A 22,610-nucleotide genomic window follows, 5' to 3' on the forward strand; every position below is an offset into this window, starting at 1 on the left:
CGTAGTCGCCTCGGGGCTACCGAGCCCCGCGCTTCTGGATCCGCTTCGCCAGCGCCACCGCCTTCGCGCGGGGCAAGATCACCTCGAAGTGCATCTCGTCCTTGCGGCGGCGGTAGTTGCCTCCCCAGCGAAGGCCGTATTTCTTGCAAAGCGCGTTGATCGTCTTGCGCTGGGCCGCGCTGAACGTGCCCTTGCGCCCGAGCGGGTGCTTCGGGGCGTTCAGATCGATGGCGATGCCGGCCGCGTGGAACGAGGGCCGCTTCGAGCCGCGGATGTTGCGATTCGCGTGCCCCCAGCACCAGCCCTTGCGGAGCCGCTCCACCTTCTGGTGGAATTCCTTGGCGAAGCCGATGAGCAGCGGGGCGATGATCGCGCGGACCGGCAAGGATACCTTCGTGCCCGGGACGCGGTACGTCTTGACGCCGATACGTTTCGCGGGCCCCACGCTGAATCCATTGATGGATCGCGCCTTCCCCCGCGCGGCTTCGAAGCTCGACTTGCTCGCCGCGGCGCTCGTCTCCACGCCCTCCCAGACGTCTTCGTCGTCCTCGTGGGCATGACTGTCCCAGTCCTCGGGCGGCGACGTGCCCTCGGAGGGATCGACCTCCTCCAGCACGACGGGCTCGTCTTCGATCCTTTCGTCCACGTACTCGGCGACGAATCGTTCTGCACTCCGAAGAGCGGACGGTCCCTTTTGACCTCTCACGGCCATATGGCACCCCCTTTCCCCATTCTCGAATGTTGTGTCCGGGCATCACAGCGCAATAGGTGCTCTCCGAAAATCCAGCGCGCCTTCATGGAGGCCGAGCGGCGGGGGGCAGCGCTCCTCCTCGAAAGGCGTGAGATCGATCCCGGAGCTCTCCTCGATCCACACGAGATGCGCGGCGATCGACGTGTAGATGGCCTTCCCCGCGCAGGGATCGGCCGGGCCGAGGTCCGTGCTCGGGGCCATGCGGCTCGAAACGCCGAACACGCGCCACGCGCCGCCCGGAAGCTCGAGGAAGGCCGGGCCGCCCGAATCGCCTGTGCAGGCGCCCTTTTCGCGTGTGCCGACGAGGACCTCCCGCGCCCCGGCCTGCGTCCCGTGCACGGGCACCTCGACCCACCGCTTCAGGCCGCCGCCGGGCTCGTCTTCGCCGGCGGCCCCGAATCCGACCAGGATGGCCGTGGCCCCGGGGGTGAGGTGTTCGGCAGCCTCGCACGTGGAAAGGACGGGCACGATCGGAACATCGTCCACGGCCTCGCGGAGGAGACAAAAAGCCACGTCGGCGCCTTTCCTCCGTTCATGATCCGGGTGTCCCACGCAGCGGTCGACAGGCACCACGCGAACGGCGTGATCACGCGCCTCCCCGAAGGCAAACGAGCCGGGCCCGCCGCGGGCGAGGCAATGCGCTGCCGTGGTCACGAGCCGCGGATGCACGAGCGTGCCGTCGCATCGCCCCGACGAGACCGCCGTCGGCCATTCTCCCGGCGCCGCGACCTGCCCGCCGACGATGGCCGTAGGGGCTTCACGCGCCCCGTCCTCGGGGCCCGGCGTGCACGCGCAGACGAAGACCAGGCACGCGGGGACGAAGCGTCGGGCCATGTCTCGTCACGTCATCGAGGATCGCCGCAGTTTCCACGCGCGCAACATTCGCTCGGGCCGGGATTGAAGCTGCTGCTCGAAAAGCAGGCGACGGCCGGGACATTGCAGAGAAGATGGCACTGGGTCCAGGGCCGGAGCCAGCTCCCGGCCCCGCACTCGTGCTTCTTGTAACACGCGTCGTGGATGTCGCAGCAACGCCCCTTCGGACCGCAGCTCGTAGGCCCGCGGATCGCCGAGGGCAAATCACAACCCCAGTTGTCGTAGTAATAATGGATCGCGCGGGACACCTGGGCCTGGATGAGGGCGGCCCCGACGATCGCGCGGTCGACCGTCGGCAGCTCGGCGTCCATTTGCGCCGACGCGGTCAGCGGCTGCGCCGACATGTCCCCGTCCGTTCCCGTCGGGAACGACGTGTACGTGACCAGGGTCCTCTGCGGTCCGACCGCCTGGAAATCGGCTCGGAGCTGCAACACCCCGGTCTGGCTGCGGATGTCGACGCGCACCTGGGTCGCATCCATCTGGGTGCCTTGCGCCACGCTGTCCTCGTCGAGCGTGACGTTCACCGTTTGTCGGGATTCCCCTGGATTCGAGCTCTTTTCACACCCCGCCGCGATGGCTCCGAGCGTGATGAGCATGGCGGCCCCTGTCCTCGCGTACTTCATTCCTCGTCGGGTCATCGCCCTTCCTCCTCGCGTCCGAGCGACTTCGGTTGCGATGGAAACCTAATGGTCCACCCCGCGAGGCCCAAGAGGGCGCCTTGCCGCGTGAGCCGAGCGAGGAGCACATGGCGATCTTGAAGAAGGCGCTCGCCGCTCTGCGCAGACAGCTCGGCGCGCATCCCGACGTGGAGGCCCTCGCATTACGAATCGAAGGAGCGCGGGCCCGACGGCAGCGATTCTCGGTGCCGCGGAGCATCCTCCCCGGTGTTCTGGACGTCGGCAGCCCGATGGTGCTCGACTCGAACGGCCCTGAAGGGTAGCACCGCGCCGGCGAGGGACGGTCAGCGCGGGCCGCCCAGCTCCTTGACGAAGAACCGGTGCACGTCGTCCTTGTAATACTGAAACGCCTTCCCCTCGGGGCTGTGGGGCTGTCCCGGCATGATGAGCAATTCGAAGGGCTTGCCTTCGCGGATGAGGGCCTCGGCCATGCGCATCGTCGTGGAGACCGTCGCGTTCACGTCGCTCGTGCCATGCATCATCTTGAGGGCCCCCCGAAGGTTTCGCGCGAGCGACACGTTGGACCCCGCCTCGTAGCCGGCTCGATTTTCGCTCATGAGCCCCAGGTTCGGCTCCATGATGACCGCCTCCTCCTCCAGGGCCCCGGGCGCCCCCGCATAACCCGCCTTGAACAGCTCCGGGGCGGTCAGCATACCGCGGAGCGCGAAGTAGCCGCCCCAGGAGTGGCCGTAGATCCCGACGCGGCTCATATCCATGTAAGGCCGCGTGGCGGCAGCCTGCCGCAGCGCGGCCACGTGATCGGGGATCTCGGTCTGACCCACGCGCCCATAGTTGGCGTCTTGAAACGCCTTGCTTCGCCCCGGCGTGCCGCGCGCGTCGAGCACCATGGCGACGAACCCCATCTGCGAAAGCGAATTCGCCCACCGCGACTCCTCGGTCCCCACGAAGCTCCAGGGCACGACCGACATCCACGGACCGGCATAGATGACGTCGAGGACCGGGTAATGCTTCTTCGGATCGAAGTCCCACGGCTTGTACAGCACGCCATGGAGCTCCGTCGCGCCATCGGCCGCCAGGACCGTGAGGGGCTCCGGCGGCGAGAGATGCAATTCCGCGAGCGCGCTCGTGTCCGCCTCGGCGTAGCGGAACGGAGCGCCGCCCTCGGTCGAACCCACGTCCCACACCCGCGGCTTTACGCGCGTGGAATGCCCATCGGTGTAATAACGCCCCGACGGCGCGAGGGTGATCCGGTGGATGCCGAGGTCCGGCGAGAGCCGCTTCAGGTCGCCCCCGGCGAGGCTCGCGCGATAGAGCAATCGGTCATAAGGCGCGGCGCGCTCGGCAGAGGCCAAGAGGAAGATCGCATCTGCCTTCGGAGCGACGCCGAGCACGCGGTGCACGGGAAAGGGGCCGCTCGTGACCTGGCGCTCGAGCGTCCCCGCGTAATCGTAGAGATAGACGTGCCGAAAGCCGTCGCGCTCGGACATCCACAAGAAGCGCTTGTTGTCGTCGAGCGGCGTGACCTGCAGCGACCACCCGTTCTCCGCAAAGTCGAGCGCCCCCACGAAGCTCTCCGGTCGGTCCTCGCGCAGCACGAGGCGGGTCTTGCCGGCCCCAGGCTCCACTGCGGAGAGCTCCAGCCGCTTGCCATCACGGGACAGATGGAGCACGAGCGCTTCGCTGCCATCGGGACGAAAGCCCGCAAACCAATCGTAGGTCTCCCCGGGCGCGGGCGGAACGAGCGTCACGCGGCGGGTCGCAGGCTCGACCACGTAGAGCTCCGAGCGCCGGAGCGGGGTCCCGACCTTGGAATAGGGCACCATCGTCACGCGCTCGATGCCCGTCGCGTAGGCGTAATCGACGATTGGTGTCTTGTGGACGCCGCGCGTGTCCTGGCGCCAGACCACGAGGAACCGACCGTCGGGAGACCACGCCCGCTCGGGGATCTGCCATTCGTAATTCTCTTCCCCGCTCCGCTCCAGCAGCGTGCCGCCCTCGCTGTCGACCACGGCGAACCCCGATCCGCGCTGGACTGCGGCCGTGCGGCCCTCGGGAGACACGTGATGGCTCGCAGACAGCATCCACGCGGCGCGATCGGTCGGGGCGAGGGCCACGACGCGGCGATCGGAGAGCCCGAGCGCAAACGACCGGCCCTGAAGCTGGAAGACAATCCGGCGCGAATCGGGCGCGAGGCCGGGGGCGAGGACGAAGTCGAGGTTCTCCGGGAGCTCGATCTTCTGGCCAACGAGCGCCGAGAGCTCCGCCTGCAAAACGTCGCTCGAAAGGACGGGGACCCTCGTCCGCTGCTGCGCGTCGACGAGGACCCACGTCCCGCGATGCGGACCGACCGCGGACCAGTACACGAATTGATCACGATCGGGGAGCCACCGCGGCGCGACGAGGGTGTCTCGAATGCGCTCGATGAAGCGGTAATACTTCTCGGCGACCTCGAGGCGCGCTTGCAAGGGATCGCCCTGGGCAGGGGCCGTCGTCGGAGGCCGCGTCGCCGTCGTCGGAGGCTGGCAGCCAAGCCACGCGGACATGAACACGAGCACGACACGTCGTCTCATGGCATCACACTCCAGGGGGAGGTAGGCGATCCGTCGAGCAGCTTCGCCAGGATGGAGAGGCCCCGCTCGAGCTCGTTGCATGATTTCGCCGCGGCGAGCGATACCCGAAGGGCATTGGGCGCGCTGCCCGCGCGGGCCGCGAACAGGTGCGCCGGCCCCAGCAATACGTTCTGCGCGGCGGCCTGCTCGATCACCTCCATCGCCCGCCGGTGCTCCGGGATCCTCATCCAGAGGAAATACGCGGTGGGATGTGCGCGATAGGGAGTCCCCTTCAAGATCGCCGCTGCGATCGTCTGGCGGGCGGCGGCCTCCCTGCGCCGCGCGTCGCGGATGGCGGCTGCCGTGCCGTCGTTGATCCATTGCGTCGCGATCTCGGCCAGCAAGGGCGAACCTGACCACACCGTCGCTGCGGCGGCGTTTTCGAGGAGGTGTCGCGCCTCGGTCGGTGAACGAAGGAAGCCGACACGGAGGGCAGGCACCGTCGCCTTCGACAGGCTCCCGATGTAATACGTCGCCTCCGGGGCGAGCGCGGCGAGCGGCGGCGGCGCGTCGGGGACGAGCGGAGCGAGCGCGCCGTTTTCAAGGATGGTGACCCCGTACTCGCGGCAAATCGCCACGATCGCCCGACGCCGCTCGATCGGCATGATCGACGTGGTCGGGTTGTGGTTCGTCGGCGTGCAATAAAGCACCTTGGCCCGGCTCGATCGGCAGGCCTGCGCGAGCGCCTCGGGGACGAGCCCCGCCTCGTCGATCTCGACCGGATGGGTCGGCAGCCGGAGCCACTGCGCGGCGCTGAGCGCGCCGGGATAGGTGAGCTCCTCGACCAGCACACCGGTCGTCGTCGCGAGCGTCGACAACAAGATCGCCGTGGCGTGCTGCGCGCCGCTGCAAACGGTGATCTCCTCGGGGGACGCGACGACGCCGGTCGTCCCGAGCCAGCGCGCGCCCGCGGCCCGCTGCGCCGCGGTCCCCCCATGCGACTGGTAGCCGCTGAGCGCGCCGAGGTCCGCGCGCGAGCTCAGGTTCGCGAGCGCGGCCGTGAGCGCGCAGTGCCCGAGATCGCCGGACAGGATCGGCGCGGCGGTCGGGCCGAGGTCGATGCGACTCCGGTCGAGCATGGGCGAGTACGCGTCGCCATCCATGAGCCCGTTCACGAACGTGCCGCTGCCGACCTGGCTACGAACGAGCCCGCGGCGCTCCGCTTCCGCGTACGCGCGGGTGATGGTCCCCAGCGACGCCCCGACCGCGTTCGCGAGGTCGCGGTGCGTCGGAAGTCGGTCGCCTCCGCGCAGCTTGCCGGCGCTGATGTCGGCCGCGAGCGCGTCGACGATCGCCGCGTAGAGCGGCGCGCTGGAGCGCCTCAGGCGTGGTTTCCAGGTATGACTGCGCATCTCGTATGTACCAGGATACGCCAAGAAGTGTACTAGTACAATCTTCTCGATGCAGGACCGTGCGGCCCGCGGGGCGATCACGCCCGGATCAGGGAGCGCTCGAGAAGATCGCGGTGCACTCCGGGACGCGCGCCCAAGCGTGCTCGCGGATCTGGGCCACGAGCGCAGAACCGAAGAACTCGCCGCAGATGTGCGCCGCAGCCTCGACGTCGGGGAACACGTAGTCGGTGCGCACCCAGCGGCGCGAAAGCCCGTGCGCCTGCTCCAGGTGCGCGAAGTACTCGTCCAGGCCTGGATGGACGCGTGGCGTCTCGTGGCCGGTGCCGAGCGTCTCGATGACCATCAGCGCGCCGCCGGGACGCACCACACGGCGCATCTCCGACAGCGCCGTGTCCACCTCCTCGCGCCAGCCCTCCGGCATCCAGTGACGGAAATGTCCGAACACCCACCCGGCCATCGCGACATCGACGCTCACGTCGGGCAACGGCAACGAGCGCACATCCGCGTGATGGATGGTGAACGGCACGCCGGCCTGCGACAGATGCCTGCGCGCGATCTCCAGCATGGGCGCCGCGCGATCGACCAGGTGCAAGCGCGACGCGCGCGCGGAGGCGATGCGCGAGAGCCGCCCGGTCCCCGCGCCGACGTCGAGCGCCACGGCCCCCTCCGGCAGCCATTCACGCACCACGCGCGCGAGCACCTCGTCCGCGTCCTCCGCGTTGATCAGCGCGTCGTACGCGTCCGCCTTCTCCTGGTACACGCGCGCCTGCGCATCACTCACGGGGTCGCTCATCGGCGCGACCTTATTGCACGCGCGCGCGAAAGGGAAGGCGGGGGGGACCTGCCCGACGCGCCGCGTCCTCTGCCTCGCGCTGGGGCGGCGCGGAGCCGCGAAAAATCAGGTATTGCCCCACGTAGTACGTCGCAAGAATCCAGACCCGCCCGAGGGGCACGGGGTAGACCCAGCGATTCACGCCGATGAGCGCGTCCGATACCACGAAGAAGAGCGCGCCGGCACAGAGGACGCGCGAAGCGTGGTCCTTCGGCTCGACGAAGGCGCGCCCGATCGCCCGGCCGAGCATGGACGAGATGACGATCGCATACGCCGTGATCGGCGCGTGCAAGGCCTCCGGCGCGCGGCCGGATCCGACGAGGACCCACCACATGAACCCGCCGAAGACGAGGGCCGGGAGCATCGGAAGCCCGGCGCCTGTCGCGCGCTTCGGCAACCCCATCCCGGCGAGATAAAAGAGGTGCGCGACGAGGAACGCCCCGAGCCCGGCCACGAAGACACTATCGATCAGGGCGTCCGCGAGGAGCGACACGAAAAGCCCGAGCCCGACGAGCCCCGCGAGCCGCCCCCGCCGGTCGCGCAGGCGAGCGGCGCAAAGCAAAGCCAGGGGAACGAGCTTCACGAGGCGCACCACGATCGAGCCCGGCGCGAGCGCGGCGAGCAGACACGCAGCCACCACGCTTGCGAAGAACGCCGCGACAAAGAGCGCCTCGCGGCGCCGGAACGAAGCCCAATCCATGGCGCGCGAGCCTACCACCCCGCCGCGGCTCGACGCGGGTGCTCATCTCCACAACGCGCAGCGCTACGCGATTTCGCTGGCCGCCTCCGCCTCCGCCTCCACCGGATCCTCCGCCTCCGCCTCCACCGGATCCTCCGCGAGCTCCGGCACCAGAAACAGCCCGGAAAGCGGCGGCAGCGTCAGCACGATCGACTGCTCGAACCCGTGCGAAGGCACGTCCTCGCAGGCCACGCTCCCCAGGTTCCCCACCCCGCTCCCGCCGTACACCGGCGCGTCCGTGTTCAGCACCTCGAGGTACCGGCACCGCCGCGGCACCCCGACCCGGTACCCAAATCGCGGCAGCGGCGTGAAATTGCCGACGAACACCACGAAGATCCCCTTCTCGATCCGCTTCGGGCAGGGCTCCTCCGAGCCGTCCGGTTGCCGCGGGAATCGCACGAACGAGGCCACGCTTTGGCTCGCGTCGTTCGCGTCGATCCACGTGAATCCCGCCGGGCTCTCGTCGAGCTCCCAGAGCGCCTCGTACTTGCGGTACACGCCGTTCAGATCCCGCACGAGCCGCGACAGACCGGCGTGATCCTCCGCGCCGACGAGCTCCCAGTCGAGCGCGCGATCGTGGTTCCACTCCCGCCATTGCCCGAGCTCGCCGCCCATGAAGACGAGCTTCTTCCCCGGGTGCGCCCACATCCACGCGTAGAGCGCCCGCAGGTTCGCGTGTTGCTGCCAGCGATCGCCCGGCATCTTCGAGAGCAGCGCGCGCTTCAAATGCACGACCTCGTCGTGCGAGAGCGGAAGGAGGAACCGCTCCGAGAACGCGTACATCAGGCCAAACGTGATCTTCGTGTGGTGGAAGGCGCGGAAGAGCGGGTCGAGCGCGAAGTAATCGAGCGTGTCGTGCATCCACCCCATGTTCCACTTGAAGTCGAAGCCGAGGCCCCCCCCGGACGTCGGGCGCGTGACGCCCGGCCACGTCGTCGACTCCTCCGCGCAGAGCACGGCCCCCGGGAAATCCTTGTGCACGGCGTCCGAGAGCTCGCGCAAGAACCGCACGGCGTCGAGGTTCTCCCGGCCGCCGAACTCGTTCGGCTCCCACTCGGTCGGGAACATCGCGGCGTAATCGAGGTAGAGCATCGAGGCGACCGCGTCGACGCGCAGCCCATCGACGTGGAATTCGTCGAGCCAAAAGAGCGCGCTCGCGATCAGGAAATTGCGCACCTCTTTTTTGCCGTAATCGAAGACGAACGTGCGCCACTCGCGGTGCTCGCCCCGCCGCGGGTCCGCGTGCTCGTAGAGCGGCTCGCCGTCGAAGCGGCCGAGCGCAAACGCATCCTTGGGGAAATGCGCGGGCGGCCAGTCGAGCAAGACGCCGAGCCCCCGCGCGTGGCAGCGATCGATGAAATACCGGAGATCGTCCGGATCCCCGAAGCGCGAGGTCGCCGCGAAATACCCCGTCACCTGGTAGCCCCACGAGCCGTCGAACGGATGCTCCATCACGGGCAAGAGCTCCACGTGCGTGAAGCCGAGCGAGACCACGTACTCCACGAGCTCGTCCGCGAGCTCGCGGTACGAGAGCCACGCCCCGGGCCCGTCCCCCTTCCCGGGCGCGGGCTTGCGCCGCCACGAGCCGAGGTGGACCTCGTAAATGCTCATCGGCCGCACGTGCGGATCCGCCTCGCGCCGCGCCGCGAGCCAGGCGCCGTCCGTGAACACGTACGACCCCTGCGTGACCTTCGACGCGTGGCTCGGCCGAAGCTCCCCCGCGAACGCCACGGGATCACTCTTCATGAGCACGAGCCCGCTCGCCGTCTTGATCTCGTACTTGTACGTCGCGCCCGCGCGCACGTCGGGCACGAAGATCTCCCAGACGCCGGCCTCCGTGCGCCGCATCGCGTGGCGCTTGCCGTCCCAGCGATTGAACTCCCCGACGACGCTCACCCGCCGCGCCGAAGGCGCCCACACGGCGAACGCCGTCCCGGAGACGCCGCGCACCTCCCCCACGTGCGCCCCGAGCCGCCGGGGCCATTCGCGCGCGGCCCCCTCCCCCGCCGGATCGAAGTCGCCCTCCACGAGCGACGCCGGAAACGCATACGCGTCCCGCCCGACCGTCGTCCCGCGCGACGAGCGCACCTCGAGCCGATACGAAAACGGCCCCTCCACGCCCTCGAACACGGCCTGGAAGATGCCGCCCGGGTGCACGCGCGCCATCGCGCGGGGCGGGACGTTCGGGTCGTCGGGCCGCACGACGATCACGAGCGCCTCTGGCCGGAACGCCCGCACGACGATCCGCCCGTCCTCGCGATGAAGCCCGAGCGAGCGGTGCGGATCGGTGGCGTCCGCCGCCGCGATGCGATCGAAATCGGTCACGCCCATCGATTCACCGACGCCCGGACCGCTGCGCGACGAGCCGCCGGATGGCCTCTAGGTTCAGCGGCTTGACCTCGTGCGCGTCGAAGCCCGCCACCTGCGAGAGCCGCCGATCCTCGTCCTGCCCGTAGCCCGTCATCGCCACGATCAGCGTCCCCGTGAGCCCTTGTTCGCGCATCACCCTGCACGCTTCGTACCCGTTTTGCCCGGGCAAGCCAATATCGAGCAGCACCACCTCCGGCTGCTCGCGCAAGGCGATCTCCACCGCCGCGACCCCGTCGTGGGCCTTCAGCACCTCGTGGCCGTCGAACTCGAGCAGCATCGCCATGCTCTCGGCCGCGTCCACGTTGTCGTCCACCACGAGCACCCGCGCGCCCGACATCGCATGCTCCGGCAGGATCACCCCCTCCACGACGTCCACCTTCGGCTCGTCGGGCAGGGTCAAGAGCCGCACCACGAACTCGCTCCCCGTCCCCCGCCCCTCGCTGTAGGCCCGCACAGAGCCGCCGTGCATGTGGACGAGCGTGCGGACCAGGGAGAGCCCGATGCCGAGCCCGCCCTCCGACCGATCGAGGTTCCGGTCCACCTGGTAAAACAGGTCGAAGAGGTGCGGGAGCGCCGCCGGATCGATGCCGCGGCCCGTGTCGCGCACCCGGATGAACAGCCATTTCGGGTCCCCCGGATCCCGCTCCACGACGAGGCGGATCGTCCCCCCCTCGTCCGTGTACTTGGCCGCGTTGTTGAGCAGGTTGCCCACCACCTGGCCGAGCCGGGTCAGATCCCCGTCCACGCGCACCGTCGAGAGCGGCAGGATCACCTGCAGATCGTGATGCCGCGCCGCGAGGATCGGCCCGCTCGTGTCGAGCGCCTGCCGCACCACCTCCGCCACGTCGATCGCCTGCGTCTGGAGCTGCACCTTGCCGAGCGTGATGCGCGAGACGTCGAGCAGATCGTCGACGAGCCGCACCATGTGCGCCACCTGCCGCTCGATCATCTCGCGCGCGGTCTGGAGCGGCGGTTCCTGCGGTCCGAGCCGCTTCAGGATCTCCACGGCGTTCAAGATGGGCGCGAGGGGGTTTCTGAGCTCGTGGGCCAGCGTGGCGAGGAACTCGTCCTTGCGCCGATCCGCCTCGCGCAGGGCCTCCTCGGCCCGCTTGCGCGCCGTCACGTCGGTGAACGTCACGACCACGCCGTCGGCCTCTCCGCCCTGGTTGCGGTACGGCAGCACGCGCCGGAGGAACGTCGCGCCGCTCGCCGCCTCGATCTCGTCCTCGATCGGCGCCTCCGCGCACCGCACCTCCTCGGCCCGGGGCAAGGGCGGCATCTCCTTCATGCGGTGCGTGAAGTGCGAAAGCGGCCGCCCCACGTCGCCGAGCGTCACGTTGTAGATGTCCGCGATCGCCGGGGTGATGCGCTGGACATGCTCGTCGTCGTCGAGGAAGAGCGTCGCGATCCGCGTGCTCGTGAGCAGGTTCTCGAGGTCGGTGTGGGCCCGCGTGAGCGCCTCGTTCGCGTGCTGCACCTCCTCCTTCGAGGTCTCGAGCTCCTCGTTCGCCGACTGGAGCTCCTCGTTCATCGAGAGCAGCTCCTCGTTGCTCGATTTGAGCTCCTCGTTGGCGACCTCGAGCTCCTGGACCGTCTTTTCGAGGTCCGCGCGTGTCGTCGAGAGCTCCTGTTCGAGCTGCTCCAGGAGGACGGCGGCGTCCTCGACGGCCTTCGTCCTCGCCTCCTCCCGCGCGACGGGCAGGCCGACGTCCTGGAAGACCACGAGGAACAGGCCCGACTGCTCGCCCATCTGCGGCATCGGCTGCACGGTGAGCATCACGCGCTGCGTGCCGCTCGGGGTCCGCACCGAGAGCCCCTCGTGCACCACCTTTCGCCGCTCCTTGATCGCGAGCGCGAGCGACGCCCGCAGGCCCACGGTGAGCCCCTCGCGGACGAGCCGGACGAGGTTATTGTGAAACGCGCCGGCCGAGATGGTCAGGTACTTTTCGAGGTTCCCCGAGGCCGAGATGATCTGCCCCTCCTCGTCGATGACGACCGATTTCGGCGCGAACTCGTCGAGCACGATCCGCTGCATGAGCAGGTAGATGTCGGTCTCGCCGGCGGAGGGCACGTTCGGCGGCCGGACCGTGGCCGGCGGCCCGTCGCGCCCGGGCAGGAGCCCCGGGACGTGCACGGCGGTCGGCAATCGCTGCGAGATCCGGTGCCGCGCGTCGATCGGCCGGAAGAGCTCGCGGTGCGCCGAGAGGCTCTCCGAGGGCCCGAGGAAGAGATACCCGCCGGGCCGGAGCGCATAATGGAAGAGCGGGATGAGCTTCTTCTGGAGGTGCGGGCCGAGGTAGATGAGCAGGTTGCGGCAGGAGATCAGATCGAGCTTCGAGAAGGGCGGATCGTTGATCAGGTTGTGCGCCGAAAAGAGGACGAGCTCCCGGATCTCCTTCGTGATGTGGTAATGCTGCCCCTTGCGGACGAAGAATCGCCGCAGCCGCTCGGGCGGCACCTCGTCGGCGATGCCGAGCGGATACGCGCCGAGCCGCGCCGTGGCGAGGGCCTGCTCGTCGATGTCCGTGGCGAAGATCTGGACCGCGGGCGCGGCAGACACCGCGCCCTGCGCCTCGCACACGAGCATGGCGATCGTGTACGCCTCTTCGCCCGTCGCGCAGCCGGGGATCCAGATGCGCAAGGCCTGATCGGGCGAACGATCCCGGATGAGCCGGGCGAGCACCTCCTTGGCGAGGACCTCGAACGCCTCCGGATCCCGAAAAAACGCGGTGACCCCGATCAAGAGGTCCTTGAAGAGCTCGTCGACCTCGGCCCGATCGGCCCGGAGCCGCTGCAGGTATCCGTGGGCCGAGTCGATCCGGAGCACCTGGAGCCGCCGGAGCGTGCGTCGGGTGAGGGTGCTCGTCTTGTAATGCTTGAAGTTGTGCCCCGTGCCCTGGAGGAGGATTTCGCAGATCGCGGGCAACGCGTCGGTGATGTCCCGCCGGAGCGTGTCCTCGTCGACCGAGGTCTTCTTCCGGTGCGCGGCGTAGGCCACGAGCTCGACGGCGAGCTCGTCGGGCGGGCGCACGCAATCGACCACGCCGGTCATCAGCGCGCTCTGGGGCATGCCGTCGTGGCGCGCGGAGGCCGGGTCCTGCACCATCGTGAAGCCGCCGCCCTCGCCCACGGCCCGGAGCCCGAGCGCCCCGTCGCTGCCGTCGCCCGAGAGGATGACGGCGACCGCGGATTCGCCGTACGCGCGGGCGAGCCCGTGGAGGAGGTGATCGATCGGCGCGTGCCGCTCCGCGGGGCTCTCGGCGGGCACGACCTGCAGGAGGTCCTCGCGGAGGGTCACGAGGGAGCGGCTCGGCACGGCGTAGACGTGATCCGGCTCGAGCGTCATGCCGTCCTCGGCCTCGACGACGGGCAGGGTCGTGGCCTTGGCCAGGAGCTCCGAGAGCAGGCTGCTGGCGGAGGGTTTGACGTGGAGCAGGACGACGATCACGAGCCCCGCGCCCTCGGGAATGCCGCGCAAGAACTCTTGCACGGCCGCGAGCCCTCCCGCAGAGGCGCCCACGCCGACGACGAGGGGCTGGTCGGGCGCGGGCGATTCGTGAGAATCGGGGGCGGAGCGCGTCACGGAGCGCGTCATGGTGGTGTGGTGTTATCCCCTGAAATCGCCATGCGAAAGCGAAAACCGGAATCCAGTGCACCGAACGTAGGTCAGCGGTGATGGACAGCCCACGTAAGGTCCGGGCCGGACGGACGATGGGCGGAGGCTCCCGACGCGGAAAGCCGGGACGATCCGAGTTCGCCCGAGGCGTCCGTCGTGCACGTTAACGTGCTGGTATTTCGAGCGGCGCAGGGAAGGATGGCGATGGGGGAGAAACGAGCAGGGCGACCGGGCCCCTGGGAGCACGAGGAGGACGGTACGGTGATCCACCTCCCGACGCCCAAGGTGCTGATCGTGGACGACACGCCCGCGAACCTGCTCGCCTTCGAGGCCGCGCTCGAGCCGCTCGGCTACGAGATCGTGAAAGCAGCGTCGGGCCGCGACGCCCTGCGATACCTCCTCACGATGGAGGTCTCGCTGGTGCTCATGGACGTGCAAATGCCGGACATGAACGGCATCGAGACCGTCAAGCTCATCAAGCAGAGCCGGCGGCACCGGTACATCCCGATTCTCTTCATCACGGCCGTGCACCGCAGCATGTCCTTCATCCTCGAAGGGTACGAGACCGGCGCCGTCGATTACGTGTTGAAGCCTTGCCAGCCGAGCATCCTCCGGTCGAAGGTGACGGTGCTCGTCGAGCTCTTCCGGCAGAAGGAAATCGTCAAGCGGCAGGCCGCGCTCCTGCGCGAGCGCGAGCGCGAGGCGATGGAGCGGCGGTGCGAGCTCCTGTACCAAGGCGTCATCGAGGCCATGCCCATCTGCGTGTGGACCACGAACGGCAAGGGATATTTCCATTATGCCAACGACGCCTGGTCCCGGTACGCGGGGCTCGGCGACCTGCGGGACGTGGGGCGGAGGCTCGTCGAAGCGCTCCACCCGGACGATCGGGGCCACGTGATCGAGGCGTGGCGGAAGGCGCTCGGGCGGCGGCTCGGGGTGACCGTGCAGGCGCGGCTGCGGCGCTCGGACGGGGCCTACCGCTGGCACCTCGGCCGCGCGGTGCCGCAGCGAGACGAGGGCCTGGTGACGGGGTGGATCCTGACGGCGACCGACATCGACGAGCAGAAGCGCGCCGAGGAGGCAGCGCACCGGGCGCGAAAGGAGGCCGAGGCCACGAACAGCGAGATCATGAAAGACGAATTCCTCGCCACGGTCTCGCACGAGCTCAACACGCCGCTCACGGCCATCGTCGGCTGGTCGAGCCTGCTCCGCACAGGCACGCTCGACGGGCCCATCGCCGAGCGCGGGCTCGCCACGATCGCGCGGAGCGCCGAGGCGGAGCGCCGGGTCGTCGAGGACATCCTCGACGCCTCGCGCATCGCGACCGGCCGGCTGCTCTTGCACCTCGCGCCGATCGACCCGACGGTGATCATCGACGAGGCCATCGACGCCCTGCGCCCACTCGCGCGCGCGAAAGGGATCACCTTCGAATGCGAGCTAAAATCGCGCGGCGACGCTTCGATGATGGCGGATCCCGATCGGCTCTGGCAGGTGACGTGGAAGCTCGTGCTCAATGCCATCAAGTTCACGCCGTCCGGCGGGCGTGTCGACGTGCGGTTCGAGCACCTCGGCAAACGATTCTTGCTGACGGTGTCGGACACGGGCGAAGGCATCACGCCGGGGCGGCTCCCGGAGGTGTTCGAGTATTTCAGCCAGGAGGACGGCTCGACGAAGCGCAAGCACGGCGGGCTCGGGCTCGGCCTCGCGATCGTGCGCAAGCTCGTGGAGATGCACGGCGGGTCGGTGAGCGCGACGAGCGCAGGCAAGGGGGCCGGGGCGACGTTCACGGTATCGCTGCCCTCGCGCGAGACGCCGGAGGGCGCCGAGCTCCTCGCCGAGGTGCCACGCGTGACGAATTACGAGCGGCGGATCCTGGAGGGAATTCGCGTGCTCCTGGTCCTCCTGGACGCCGAGGCGAAGGGCCTCGTCGCGGACGTGCTGCAAAGGCGAGGCGCGTCGGTGTTTTCGGTGGTGTCAGCGGAGGAAGCGGTAGGCTTCGTGGCGGAATCGGTGCCGGACGTGGTGGTGAGCGAGATGGGGATGCCCGGGCGGGGCGACCCGACCTTCATCGAGCGATTGCGGGCGCGGGATGGACGCGCGCTGCCAGTGATCGCGGTGCTGGAGGTAGGGGAAGCAAATCAGGCATGGGAGGCGCACTGCGCGGGGTTTCGAGGGTACGTCGCAAAGCCAATCCACCCGGCGCACCTCGTGGCAGCGATCGCGAGGCTCGGGCGGGGCGCGGGAGCAGACGGGGACGCGGCCCGATCGCCGTGAGGCGCAGCGCTGGGGCGTTGCCCCAGGCCCCAGGAGGGGGCTGTCCGCCCCCTCCACCCCGGACCAGCCAGGGGCTGGACCCAAGCTCGATGAACTGCGCTCCGCGCAGTTCATCGAACAGGCCCGGTGAAGACCAGCAACGGCGTCGCCAACCAAGACAGCCGCGCTGCGGGTTCGGCTGGCAACTCGGCTTCTTCGTCGGCCTGTTTGAAAAACTGCGCATCGCGCAGTTTTTCAACCCTGGGTCCAGCGCCTCGCTGGTCCGGGGTCGAGGGGGCGGACAGCCCCCCGCGGGGTCCGGGGCAGCGCCCCGGGCGGCGCTTCCCCGAGGTGAGGGAGCGAGGCTACGGCTTGCAGGAAAACCCGTGGAGGAGCAGGGAGAGGAAAACCAGCATCACGCGCATCACCCGAATGCTCGCCGAGACCCGGTCGAAACGTGAGGAAGATCCGACGGGCGGGGGTTCTCCGGGGAGCGCGAGGGGTGTCGGCATCGAGACGGACCCTAGCCCGAGGGTCCTGCCGGCACACATGAACGATTCGTAATGTTTCGTGTTCGGCCCCTTCTGCTAGTCCTTCAGGCGGCATGAAGGTTCTCATCGTCGAGGACGACACGCGGGTCGCGAAGTTCGTCGCCCGTGTCCTCACGGAGGAGGGCTACGTGGCTGACGTCTGCGCGAACGGCGCCGACGCCACGCAGCAAGCCCAGTCTGGGATGTACGATCTCATCCTGCTCGACTGGATGCTCCCGGACGTTGACGGCCTCTCCGTCTGCCGGACGCTCCGCCGCGCGGGCCTCGCCACGCCCATCCTCATGCTCACCGCGCGTGGCGAGCTGCGCGAGCGTGTCCTCGGGCTGGAGACGGGCGCGGACGACTACCTGGTCAAGCCCTTCGAAATCGAGGAGCTGCTCGCGCGCATTCGGGCGCTCGTGCGGCGCTCGTCGGCGTTCTCCAAGCTCGCCTGCGGCGACCTGGAGGTCGATCGGATGAACCGCCGCGCGCTCCTCCGCGGCGCCGCGCTTGATCTGACGGGCCGTGAATACACGCTCCTCCTGCACCTTGCCCTCCGCGTCGATCGCGTGGCGCCCAAGTCGGAGCTGCTCGCGCACGTCTGGGAGATGAAGTTCGACCCTGGGACGAACATCGTCGAGGTCCACGTGAGCCGCCTCCGGGACAAGCTCGGCGAGCACGCCTGGATGATCGAGACCGTGCGCGGCGTCGGCTACCGGCTGCGCGCCGAGAGGGCCCCGTGAGCTTCCAGAGGCGCTTCGTCGGCGCCGTCTCCGTGCTGACGATGGGGACGCTGGGCGGCGCGTTGATGGCCATCTCCATCGCCGTCAACGCCTCCCAGCAGCGCCAGCTCGACGAGGCGCTGCGCGCCGAAGCCACCGAGGAAGCGCGCGAAGCCTCGGCCCTCGGCGGCGACGAGCTTGCCATCAGCGACCGTCCTGGGCCCGCCGCGAACGACGTCGGGCCCCTGACGAAGTACGGCGCCATCTTCAACCCCGAGGGCCGTGTCCTCGCCGCGACCCCGACCTTCCACGGCTCGCCGCCGCCGCTGGAGACCCTCGGGCCCGGCACGATGGAGTGCTTCAACCTGTGGTTCCGCGGAGAGCACCTGCGCGGCGTGCTCGTGCCCATCCCCGCCCACGCCGGCGCGCGCCTCTTGCTTGCAGCCCCCCGCGCCGATCTCGACGGAGACGCCTCCTTCCTGGCCCGCGCGATGCTCACGGTGTTCTTCGTGGCCGTCGGCTGGTCCGCGCTGCTGGCGACCTGGATCGTGCGTCGCCTGACGCGCGAACACGAGGCCATCACGCTCGTCGTACGGCGCGTGGCCGCCGGCGATCTGTCCGCGCGCGTCGCGACCCGCACGGGCGACGCGGAGATCGCGCAGCTCGGCCGGGACATCAACGAGATGATCGAGCGTCTCGACGTGCTCGTCGCCTCGCAGCAAAGGTTCATCGCGCAAGCAGCCCACGAGATGCGCTCGCCGCTGACGACGCTCTACGGCGAACTCTCGCACGCCCTCCGCAAACCCCGCGACGCCGACACCTACCGGCGAGCCATCGAGGAGGCCCTCGAAGCCGCCCGCCGGCTGAAGCTGATGACCGACGATCTGCTCGCCCTCGCGCGCCTGGGCGCCGACGTAGGCGAGCCGTCGGAGCCAGTCGACGTGCTCGAACGAGCCCGCGCCGCCGCCGAAGCCGTCGCCTGGGAAGCCCGCGAGCGAGACACACGCATCGATGTCCAAGGAGCCCCCGCGACCGTGCTCGGGCATTCCCGAAACCTGGAGCGGCTCCTCCGAAACCTGATCGAGAATGCCGTGCGGCACTCCCCCAAAGGAGGGCGCGTCGAAGTCGTCGTCGAGCCCCGCGGCGACACCATCGAGGCCGCCGTGAGCGACGAAGGCCCCGGCATCCCCGAAGCCGAACGCGTGCGCGTCTTCGAGCCCTTCTATCGAGGCGTACGCGAGCGAGCCGACGACATGCCCGGCGCCGGCCTCGGCCTCCCCATCGCACGCCAAATCGCACGCGCCCACGGAGGCGACGTGCTCTTCGACGCGACGCGGTCGAAAGGGAGCCGATTCGTCGTACGATTTCCAGCCGCTCGGGAGGGCGACGCCGAACGCGAGCCACGGGAGGGGGAACGGGCCGCGTGAAGCGCGGAGCCGGGGCGTTGCCCCAGACCCCACCGGGGTTGTCCACCCCTGGACCCGGACCAGCGCAAGCGCTGGACTCGGGGTACTGATCAAACTTGATCAGCCTGGCCGTCCCGCCGAAAGCGCGTGGTGGTCACGCGGCCCCAGGGCGCCACCCGCTACACCCCCGGCGTGGGCTGGGACAGGGGAGGCTCCGCGCGAGCCGCCACCGCCCCGGGGACGCAGCTCGACCTGTTCGCGTGGCGGCCGAAGGAACGGCAATTGCCGCTTTTCCCCGTCGTAGGAGGTCTCGGGTTGCTCTCTCGGGTTGGAGGCCACATGGACTCCGTGTTGACGACAAGTTGACGACGAGTGGGGGTTGAACCGCCATCAGGTCGGTTGTATACCTGCGCAACATCCTGACAAGATGTTCAGTAGGTTGGCCTCTTAGCCCAACTGGGGTGGTGTGCCGTGGATCAGGACAAGCAGGCACAAGAACGACTGATCGAGGCGGCGGTCGCCTTGCTGGAAGGCGCCCCTGGACGCCGGATGCAGATCACCAACCTGAACAAGGCACTCTTCTACCTTGATCTGGTCGCCCTGCGTGACACTGGGAAAACCATCACGGACAACGTGTATTTGGCGATGGACAACGGTCCCGTCATGCACGGATACCGAGAGAAGCTTGTCGGAGCGCTGGAGAAGCTCGCGCTTGCCCACCAAGATGACGAAGGGCTCGGCAAACCAGTTGTCCTGACGGGACAACTGGAATCGTACCACTTTCTCGACGATCACTGGCGCAAGAAGGCCGAACAGGTCGCGTCCATCGTCGCTGGCGTTTCAGCCGCAAAGATTTCGCAGTCGTCGCACAGCAATCTTGGCTGGAAGATCGCGGACGCGCGGCGGACCAAGGGCGGAAAAAAGACTGCGCCCCCGCCCATCAACATGTTCATCGCGATGCAATCGATCTGCGGTAAGGATCCGTGGCTCACGGAACCCGCCGACGATGCGTTCAATGCCGCGTTGGAGGCCGATGGGAGCGACGGGGAGCCGTGGTGAAACAAGCCGCACCCCAGCCCCAGCCTCAAGTTAGGCAGAACCTGACGCGAACTGACATCACATGGCGCGTTCTGCCGCTGGCAAAGCCAGCGTTGGATGATGCGCGCCGGCTATTTGGTGATGATGGGTACGAGGAGCAGAAGGCCTCTCTCCAAGATATTTTGTGTTCGTACTTCAATGCGGACAACGCATGTACTGCCCAGATGTCGAACATTTCGCCACTTGGCGCGCGCGGTGAAGCAAAAGTATTCAAGGCGCGCTGGGGCCTTCCAGGTGGTGGAAAAAGCGGAGGTTTGCGCCTCGCGCTGAAAGTCTACTGCAAGGAACGGCGCGTGGAGATCGCCGGCGCTTGGGTAAGGCGTGACGAGCCGCAAGATGCGGACTTCGACCGTGCGTTCAACAATTGAACGTGGAGTGGCTGTGCGCGAGGTAATGGCGACGGGGACGACCCAAGGCCCCGTCGCTTTGTAGCGCTTCCGCTTCCTGGTCTTCCACGTGGGGCGTGGAGCGTGCTTCGGAAAGCCGATTCCGTCAAATGACGACACTTTGGCTCAAATGACCGGACTACCGGACCCAGGACGATGAACTGCGCCATGCGCAGTTCATCGAACGGCCGCTGACAAGACCGGTGACGATCCTGGAGGCCAAGGCCGCGGCGGAGACGAGTCCCGGGGGGAGAGCACGAGCGCTGCGCGGGGCCCGTCCTCGATCGGTGAGCTTTGCGCGGTTGCCGCTGGGCATCTCGACAGGCGACATCGGTTTTCGTCCTCGTTTGTTCGGCGCCGCAACAAGCACACGTCCCCGCCGTCGGACCTCGGTCACGAAGCGGAACGAGGTCCCTCGGCACGACAGGGTCAGCGTCGCGCGACCAGACACGTGGCAGGGCGTGTTCCCAGGGGAAGGTCGAGCCCAGAGACGAGGATCGGGGGCGGCCGAGGGTCCTTGTCGAGCCGCCGATCACGTGCTGTCCGCCCCTCCATGGACCTGGTCGCGGGGACGGACCGGTCAGCGCGGAGACCCACGTCGGAGGTTGGGCCGTGTCCCTCGGGAGGTCACGCGTCGAAGACCTCTGTCGCGCCGCCGAACACACGCCGTCAATGGCAGAGGGCACGTGTTCGGCCCCATTCCAGGCATCCTCCCCCCTCGCCGCCACGTGGCTGAGCAGGGTCCTTGGGGGGGCTCGACGGTGACGCTTCGAAGAACGGCGCAGGACAGGTGCCCCCATTTCAGGCGCGCTCCGCACGCGGATCGCAGATACTCGGGTGTGATGTCCCCTGTGACCTCCTCCAAAACCAACACCACGCGGTACCTCGTCGCCCTCGCCGTGATCCCCCTGGCCCTGTCCACCGCGTGTGGATCCGAGCTCCCCACGTCGGAGGCCATGCCCGAGGAGATCACACCGACGCATCTCCCCGCCGTCCGGAAGGACGAAAGCAACTCGCTCCTGCCGACCTACGACGCGGTCCTGCACGCGGCCGACGGAAACCAGCATGCGTGGTTTGGCGCCGACGTGGCGCTCGACGGGGAGACAGCGCTGATCGCGGCGTCCGGGGGCGCATACGTCTTCGTCCGGGAGGAGCTCGGCTGGACCGAGCAAGCCCATTTCATATCGGATGACCCGGAAGAGTCCGGCTTCGGCGCCGGGATCGCGATCCAGGGAGACACCGCGCTCGTCGGCGCCGCCATCTGGTACGTCGATCAGCCCGAAAAAAGGAACGCCACCCATGTGTTCGTGCGAGACGGCGTGACGTGGACCCAAACGACGACGCTTCGCGCCAGCGACGGGACGAACGCGGACTACTTCGGCGCCGCAGTGTCGTTGTCGGGAAAGACGGCGCTCATCGGCGCGCCGGAGGCGCGGATCGGCGCGACCGAGGGGGCGGGCGCGGCCTACGTCTTCGTCGAAGAGGGCGGCACATGGAAGGAGCAGGCCAAGCTCGTTGCGAGCGACAGCGCGCTCTCCGGGTGGTTCGGCACTTCGGTGGCGCTCGACGGAGATACGGCCCTCGTCGGGGCCTGGGCCGAGGCGCCCAAAGGCGCGGCCTATGTCTTCGAGCGCGAGGGGGCGACGTGGACCCAGACGGCCAAGCTCGTGCCGAGGGACGGGGAGCAATGGATGGGTTTTGGTGTCGATGTGGCGCTCGACGGCGACCGGGCGCTCATCGCCGCCGGAAACACCGTGCCCGGGGCGGGCCCGGGCTCGGCGTACATCTTCGAGCGGAGCGGCGGGACCTGGGTGGAAAAGGCCCAACTGCTCCCGAAGACGCCTTGGCCTCCGCATGCGCATGTCGAGTCGGTGGCGCTCGACGGAGACACGGCGATCGTCGCGTTGAAAGGCTTGCTCGGCGAGACCAAGGTCGGGGAAGGCGCGGCCCGTGTCTTTCAGCAGATCGGCGATGCTTGGGTCGAGAAGGCGCGGCTCGAGCCCCAGATCCCGGCGCCGGGCAGTTGGTTTGGCTCTTCATGCGCGCTCTCGGGGAACGTGGCCCTCATCGGGGCGCAACTGCAGACGATCGACGCCATCGAGGAGAAAGGCGCGGTGCATGCCTTCGAGCTCGTGACCGAGACGGGCGACGCCTGCGCCACCGGGGACGATTGCCCGAGCGGCGTTTGCGTGGACGGCATTTGTTGCGGCGCGGAGGGCTGCCCCGAGGTCGACGGGACGGGAGGATCCGGGGGACAGGGCGCGGACATGGCGACCGCCGAAGCGGGCTGCCAGTGCGGAATCGACAACACGAGCGCCTCCTCGACGCTGCACCACGTCGCAGGCCTGCTCTTGCTCGGGCTCCTGGGGTTGCGCCGGAAGCGCTGATCCCCCCCGGGCCGCGGCCTTGCTGGGGCTTTGCCCCAGGCCCCAGCA

General features: G+C 68.7%; 17 protein-coding genes and 1 pseudogene. 8 read left to right on the forward strand and 10 right to left on the reverse strand.

What is annotated here, in order from left to right:
* Positions 1-16 precede the first annotated feature (16 nt).
* From E8A74_RS41775 to E8A74_RS41785, 3 genes are all read right to left on the reverse strand, one after another.
* Positions 17-646, reverse strand: a complete 630-nt coding sequence (locus tag E8A74_RS41775) for a M15 family metallopeptidase (RefSeq protein ID WP_170229774.1) — start codon at positions 644-646, stop codon at positions 17-19.
* 108 nt (positions 647-754) lie between these two features.
* Complete coding sequence (locus E8A74_RS41780; RefSeq protein ID WP_136934722.1) at positions 755-1,585, reverse strand: S1 family peptidase; 831 nt, start codon at positions 1,583-1,585, stop codon at positions 755-757.
* A gap of 11 nt (positions 1,586-1,596) precedes the next feature.
* Positions 1,597-2,262 carry a hypothetical protein gene (locus E8A74_RS41785; RefSeq protein ID WP_136934723.1) on the reverse strand — a complete coding sequence of 222 codons (666 nt, stop codon included), beginning with the start codon at positions 2,260-2,262 and terminating at the stop codon, positions 1,597-1,599.
* A 107-nt stretch (positions 2,263-2,369) separates the two neighbouring features.
* On the opposite strand from E8A74_RS41785, the gene E8A74_RS41790 reads away from it, so the two are divergent.
* Positions 2,370-2,564: a hypothetical protein gene (locus E8A74_RS41790; protein WP_136934724.1), complete on the forward strand. Its 195-nt coding sequence runs from the start codon at positions 2,370-2,372 to the stop codon at positions 2,562-2,564.
* Between the two features lie 21 nt (positions 2,565-2,585).
* On the opposite strand, the gene E8A74_RS41795 is transcribed toward E8A74_RS41790, so the two are convergent.
* From E8A74_RS41795 to E8A74_RS41820, 6 genes are all read right to left on the reverse strand, one after another.
* Entirely contained in the window at positions 2,586-4,832 is a 2,247-nt protein-coding gene (locus tag E8A74_RS41795; protein WP_136934725.1) for a S9 family peptidase, read from the reverse strand.
* On the reverse strand, positions 4,829-6,223 hold the full coding sequence (locus E8A74_RS41800; protein ID WP_170229775.1) for an aminotransferase-like domain-containing protein: 1,395 nt from the start codon (positions 6,221-6,223) through the stop codon (positions 4,829-4,831). The genes E8A74_RS41795 and E8A74_RS41800 overlap by 4 nt, the downstream gene beginning before the upstream one ends.
* Positions 6,224-6,311: 88 nt before the next feature.
* Positions 6,312-7,016 carry a class I SAM-dependent methyltransferase gene (locus E8A74_RS41805; protein WP_136934727.1) on the reverse strand — a complete coding sequence of 235 codons (705 nt, stop codon included), beginning with the start codon at positions 7,014-7,016 and terminating at the stop codon, positions 6,312-6,314.
* A 10-nt stretch (positions 7,017-7,026) separates the two neighbouring features.
* On the reverse strand, positions 7,027-7,755 hold the full coding sequence (locus E8A74_RS41810; protein ID WP_136934728.1) for a lysoplasmalogenase: 729 nt from the start codon (positions 7,753-7,755) through the stop codon (positions 7,027-7,029).
* Between the two features lie 63 nt (positions 7,756-7,818).
* Positions 7,819-10,125, reverse strand: coding sequence for a 1,4-alpha-glucan branching protein GlgB (gene glgB / locus E8A74_RS41815; protein WP_136934729.1), 2,307 nt, complete (start codon positions 10,123-10,125; stop codon positions 7,819-7,821).
* 4 nt (positions 10,126-10,129) lie between these two features.
* Positions 10,130-13,759 (reverse strand): CheR family methyltransferase, encoded by a 3,630-nt coding sequence (locus E8A74_RS41820; RefSeq protein WP_136934730.1) that lies wholly within the window; start codon positions 13,757-13,759, stop codon positions 10,130-10,132.
* Between the two features lie 225 nt (positions 13,760-13,984).
* Here E8A74_RS41820 and E8A74_RS41825 point away from each other — a divergent pair, with 225 nt between their 5' ends.
* Positions 13,985-16,054, forward strand: a complete 2,070-nt coding sequence (locus tag E8A74_RS41825) for a response regulator (RefSeq protein ID WP_170229776.1) — start codon at positions 13,985-13,987, stop codon at positions 16,052-16,054.
* A gap of 344 nt (positions 16,055-16,398) precedes the next feature.
* Here E8A74_RS41825 and E8A74_RS53335 read toward each other — a convergent pair whose 3' ends face one another.
* Positions 16,399-16,545, reverse strand: coding sequence for a hypothetical protein (locus E8A74_RS53335; protein ID WP_170229777.1), 147 nt, complete (start codon positions 16,543-16,545; stop codon positions 16,399-16,401).
* A gap of 92 nt (positions 16,546-16,637) precedes the next feature.
* Here E8A74_RS53335 and E8A74_RS41830 point away from each other — a divergent pair, with 92 nt between their 5' ends.
* The 6 genes and pseudogenes from E8A74_RS41830 to E8A74_RS41850 all read left to right on the forward strand — a co-directional run bounded on the left by E8A74_RS41830 (position 16,638) and on the right by E8A74_RS41850 (position 22,562).
* Positions 16,638-17,306, forward strand: coding sequence for a response regulator transcription factor (locus tag E8A74_RS41830; RefSeq protein WP_136934732.1), 669 nt, complete (start codon positions 16,638-16,640; stop codon positions 17,304-17,306).
* Positions 17,303-18,712 (forward strand): sensor histidine kinase, encoded by a 1,410-nt coding sequence (locus tag E8A74_RS41835; RefSeq protein ID WP_136934733.1) that lies wholly within the window; start codon positions 17,303-17,305, stop codon positions 18,710-18,712. Before E8A74_RS41830 ends, E8A74_RS41835 begins: the two co-directional genes overlap by 4 nt.
* Positions 18,713-18,854: 142 nt before the next feature.
* Positions 18,855-19,057 (forward strand): annotated as a pseudogene (locus tag E8A74_RS56305) (hypothetical protein); the annotation flags it as partial.
* 105 nt (positions 19,058-19,162) lie between these two features.
* Positions 19,163-19,750: a Panacea domain-containing protein gene (locus E8A74_RS41840; protein WP_136934734.1), complete on the forward strand. Its 588-nt coding sequence runs from the start codon at positions 19,163-19,165 to the stop codon at positions 19,748-19,750.
* Positions 19,747-20,157, forward strand: a complete 411-nt coding sequence (locus E8A74_RS41845; RefSeq protein ID WP_136934735.1) for a hypothetical protein — start codon at positions 19,747-19,749, stop codon at positions 20,155-20,157. Before E8A74_RS41840 ends, E8A74_RS41845 begins: the two co-directional genes overlap by 4 nt.
* 860 nt (positions 20,158-21,017) lie before the next feature.
* Positions 21,018-22,562 carry an MYXO-CTERM sorting domain-containing protein gene (locus E8A74_RS41850; protein ID WP_136934736.1) on the forward strand — a complete coding sequence of 515 codons (1,545 nt, stop codon included), beginning with the start codon at positions 21,018-21,020 and terminating at the stop codon, positions 22,560-22,562.
* Positions 22,563-22,610: the final 48 nt, after the last annotated feature.

It is taken from the genome of Polyangium fumosum (genome assembly GCF_005144585.1).
GTDB lineage: Bacteria > Myxococcota_A > Polyangia > Polyangiales > Polyangiaceae > Polyangium > Polyangium fumosum.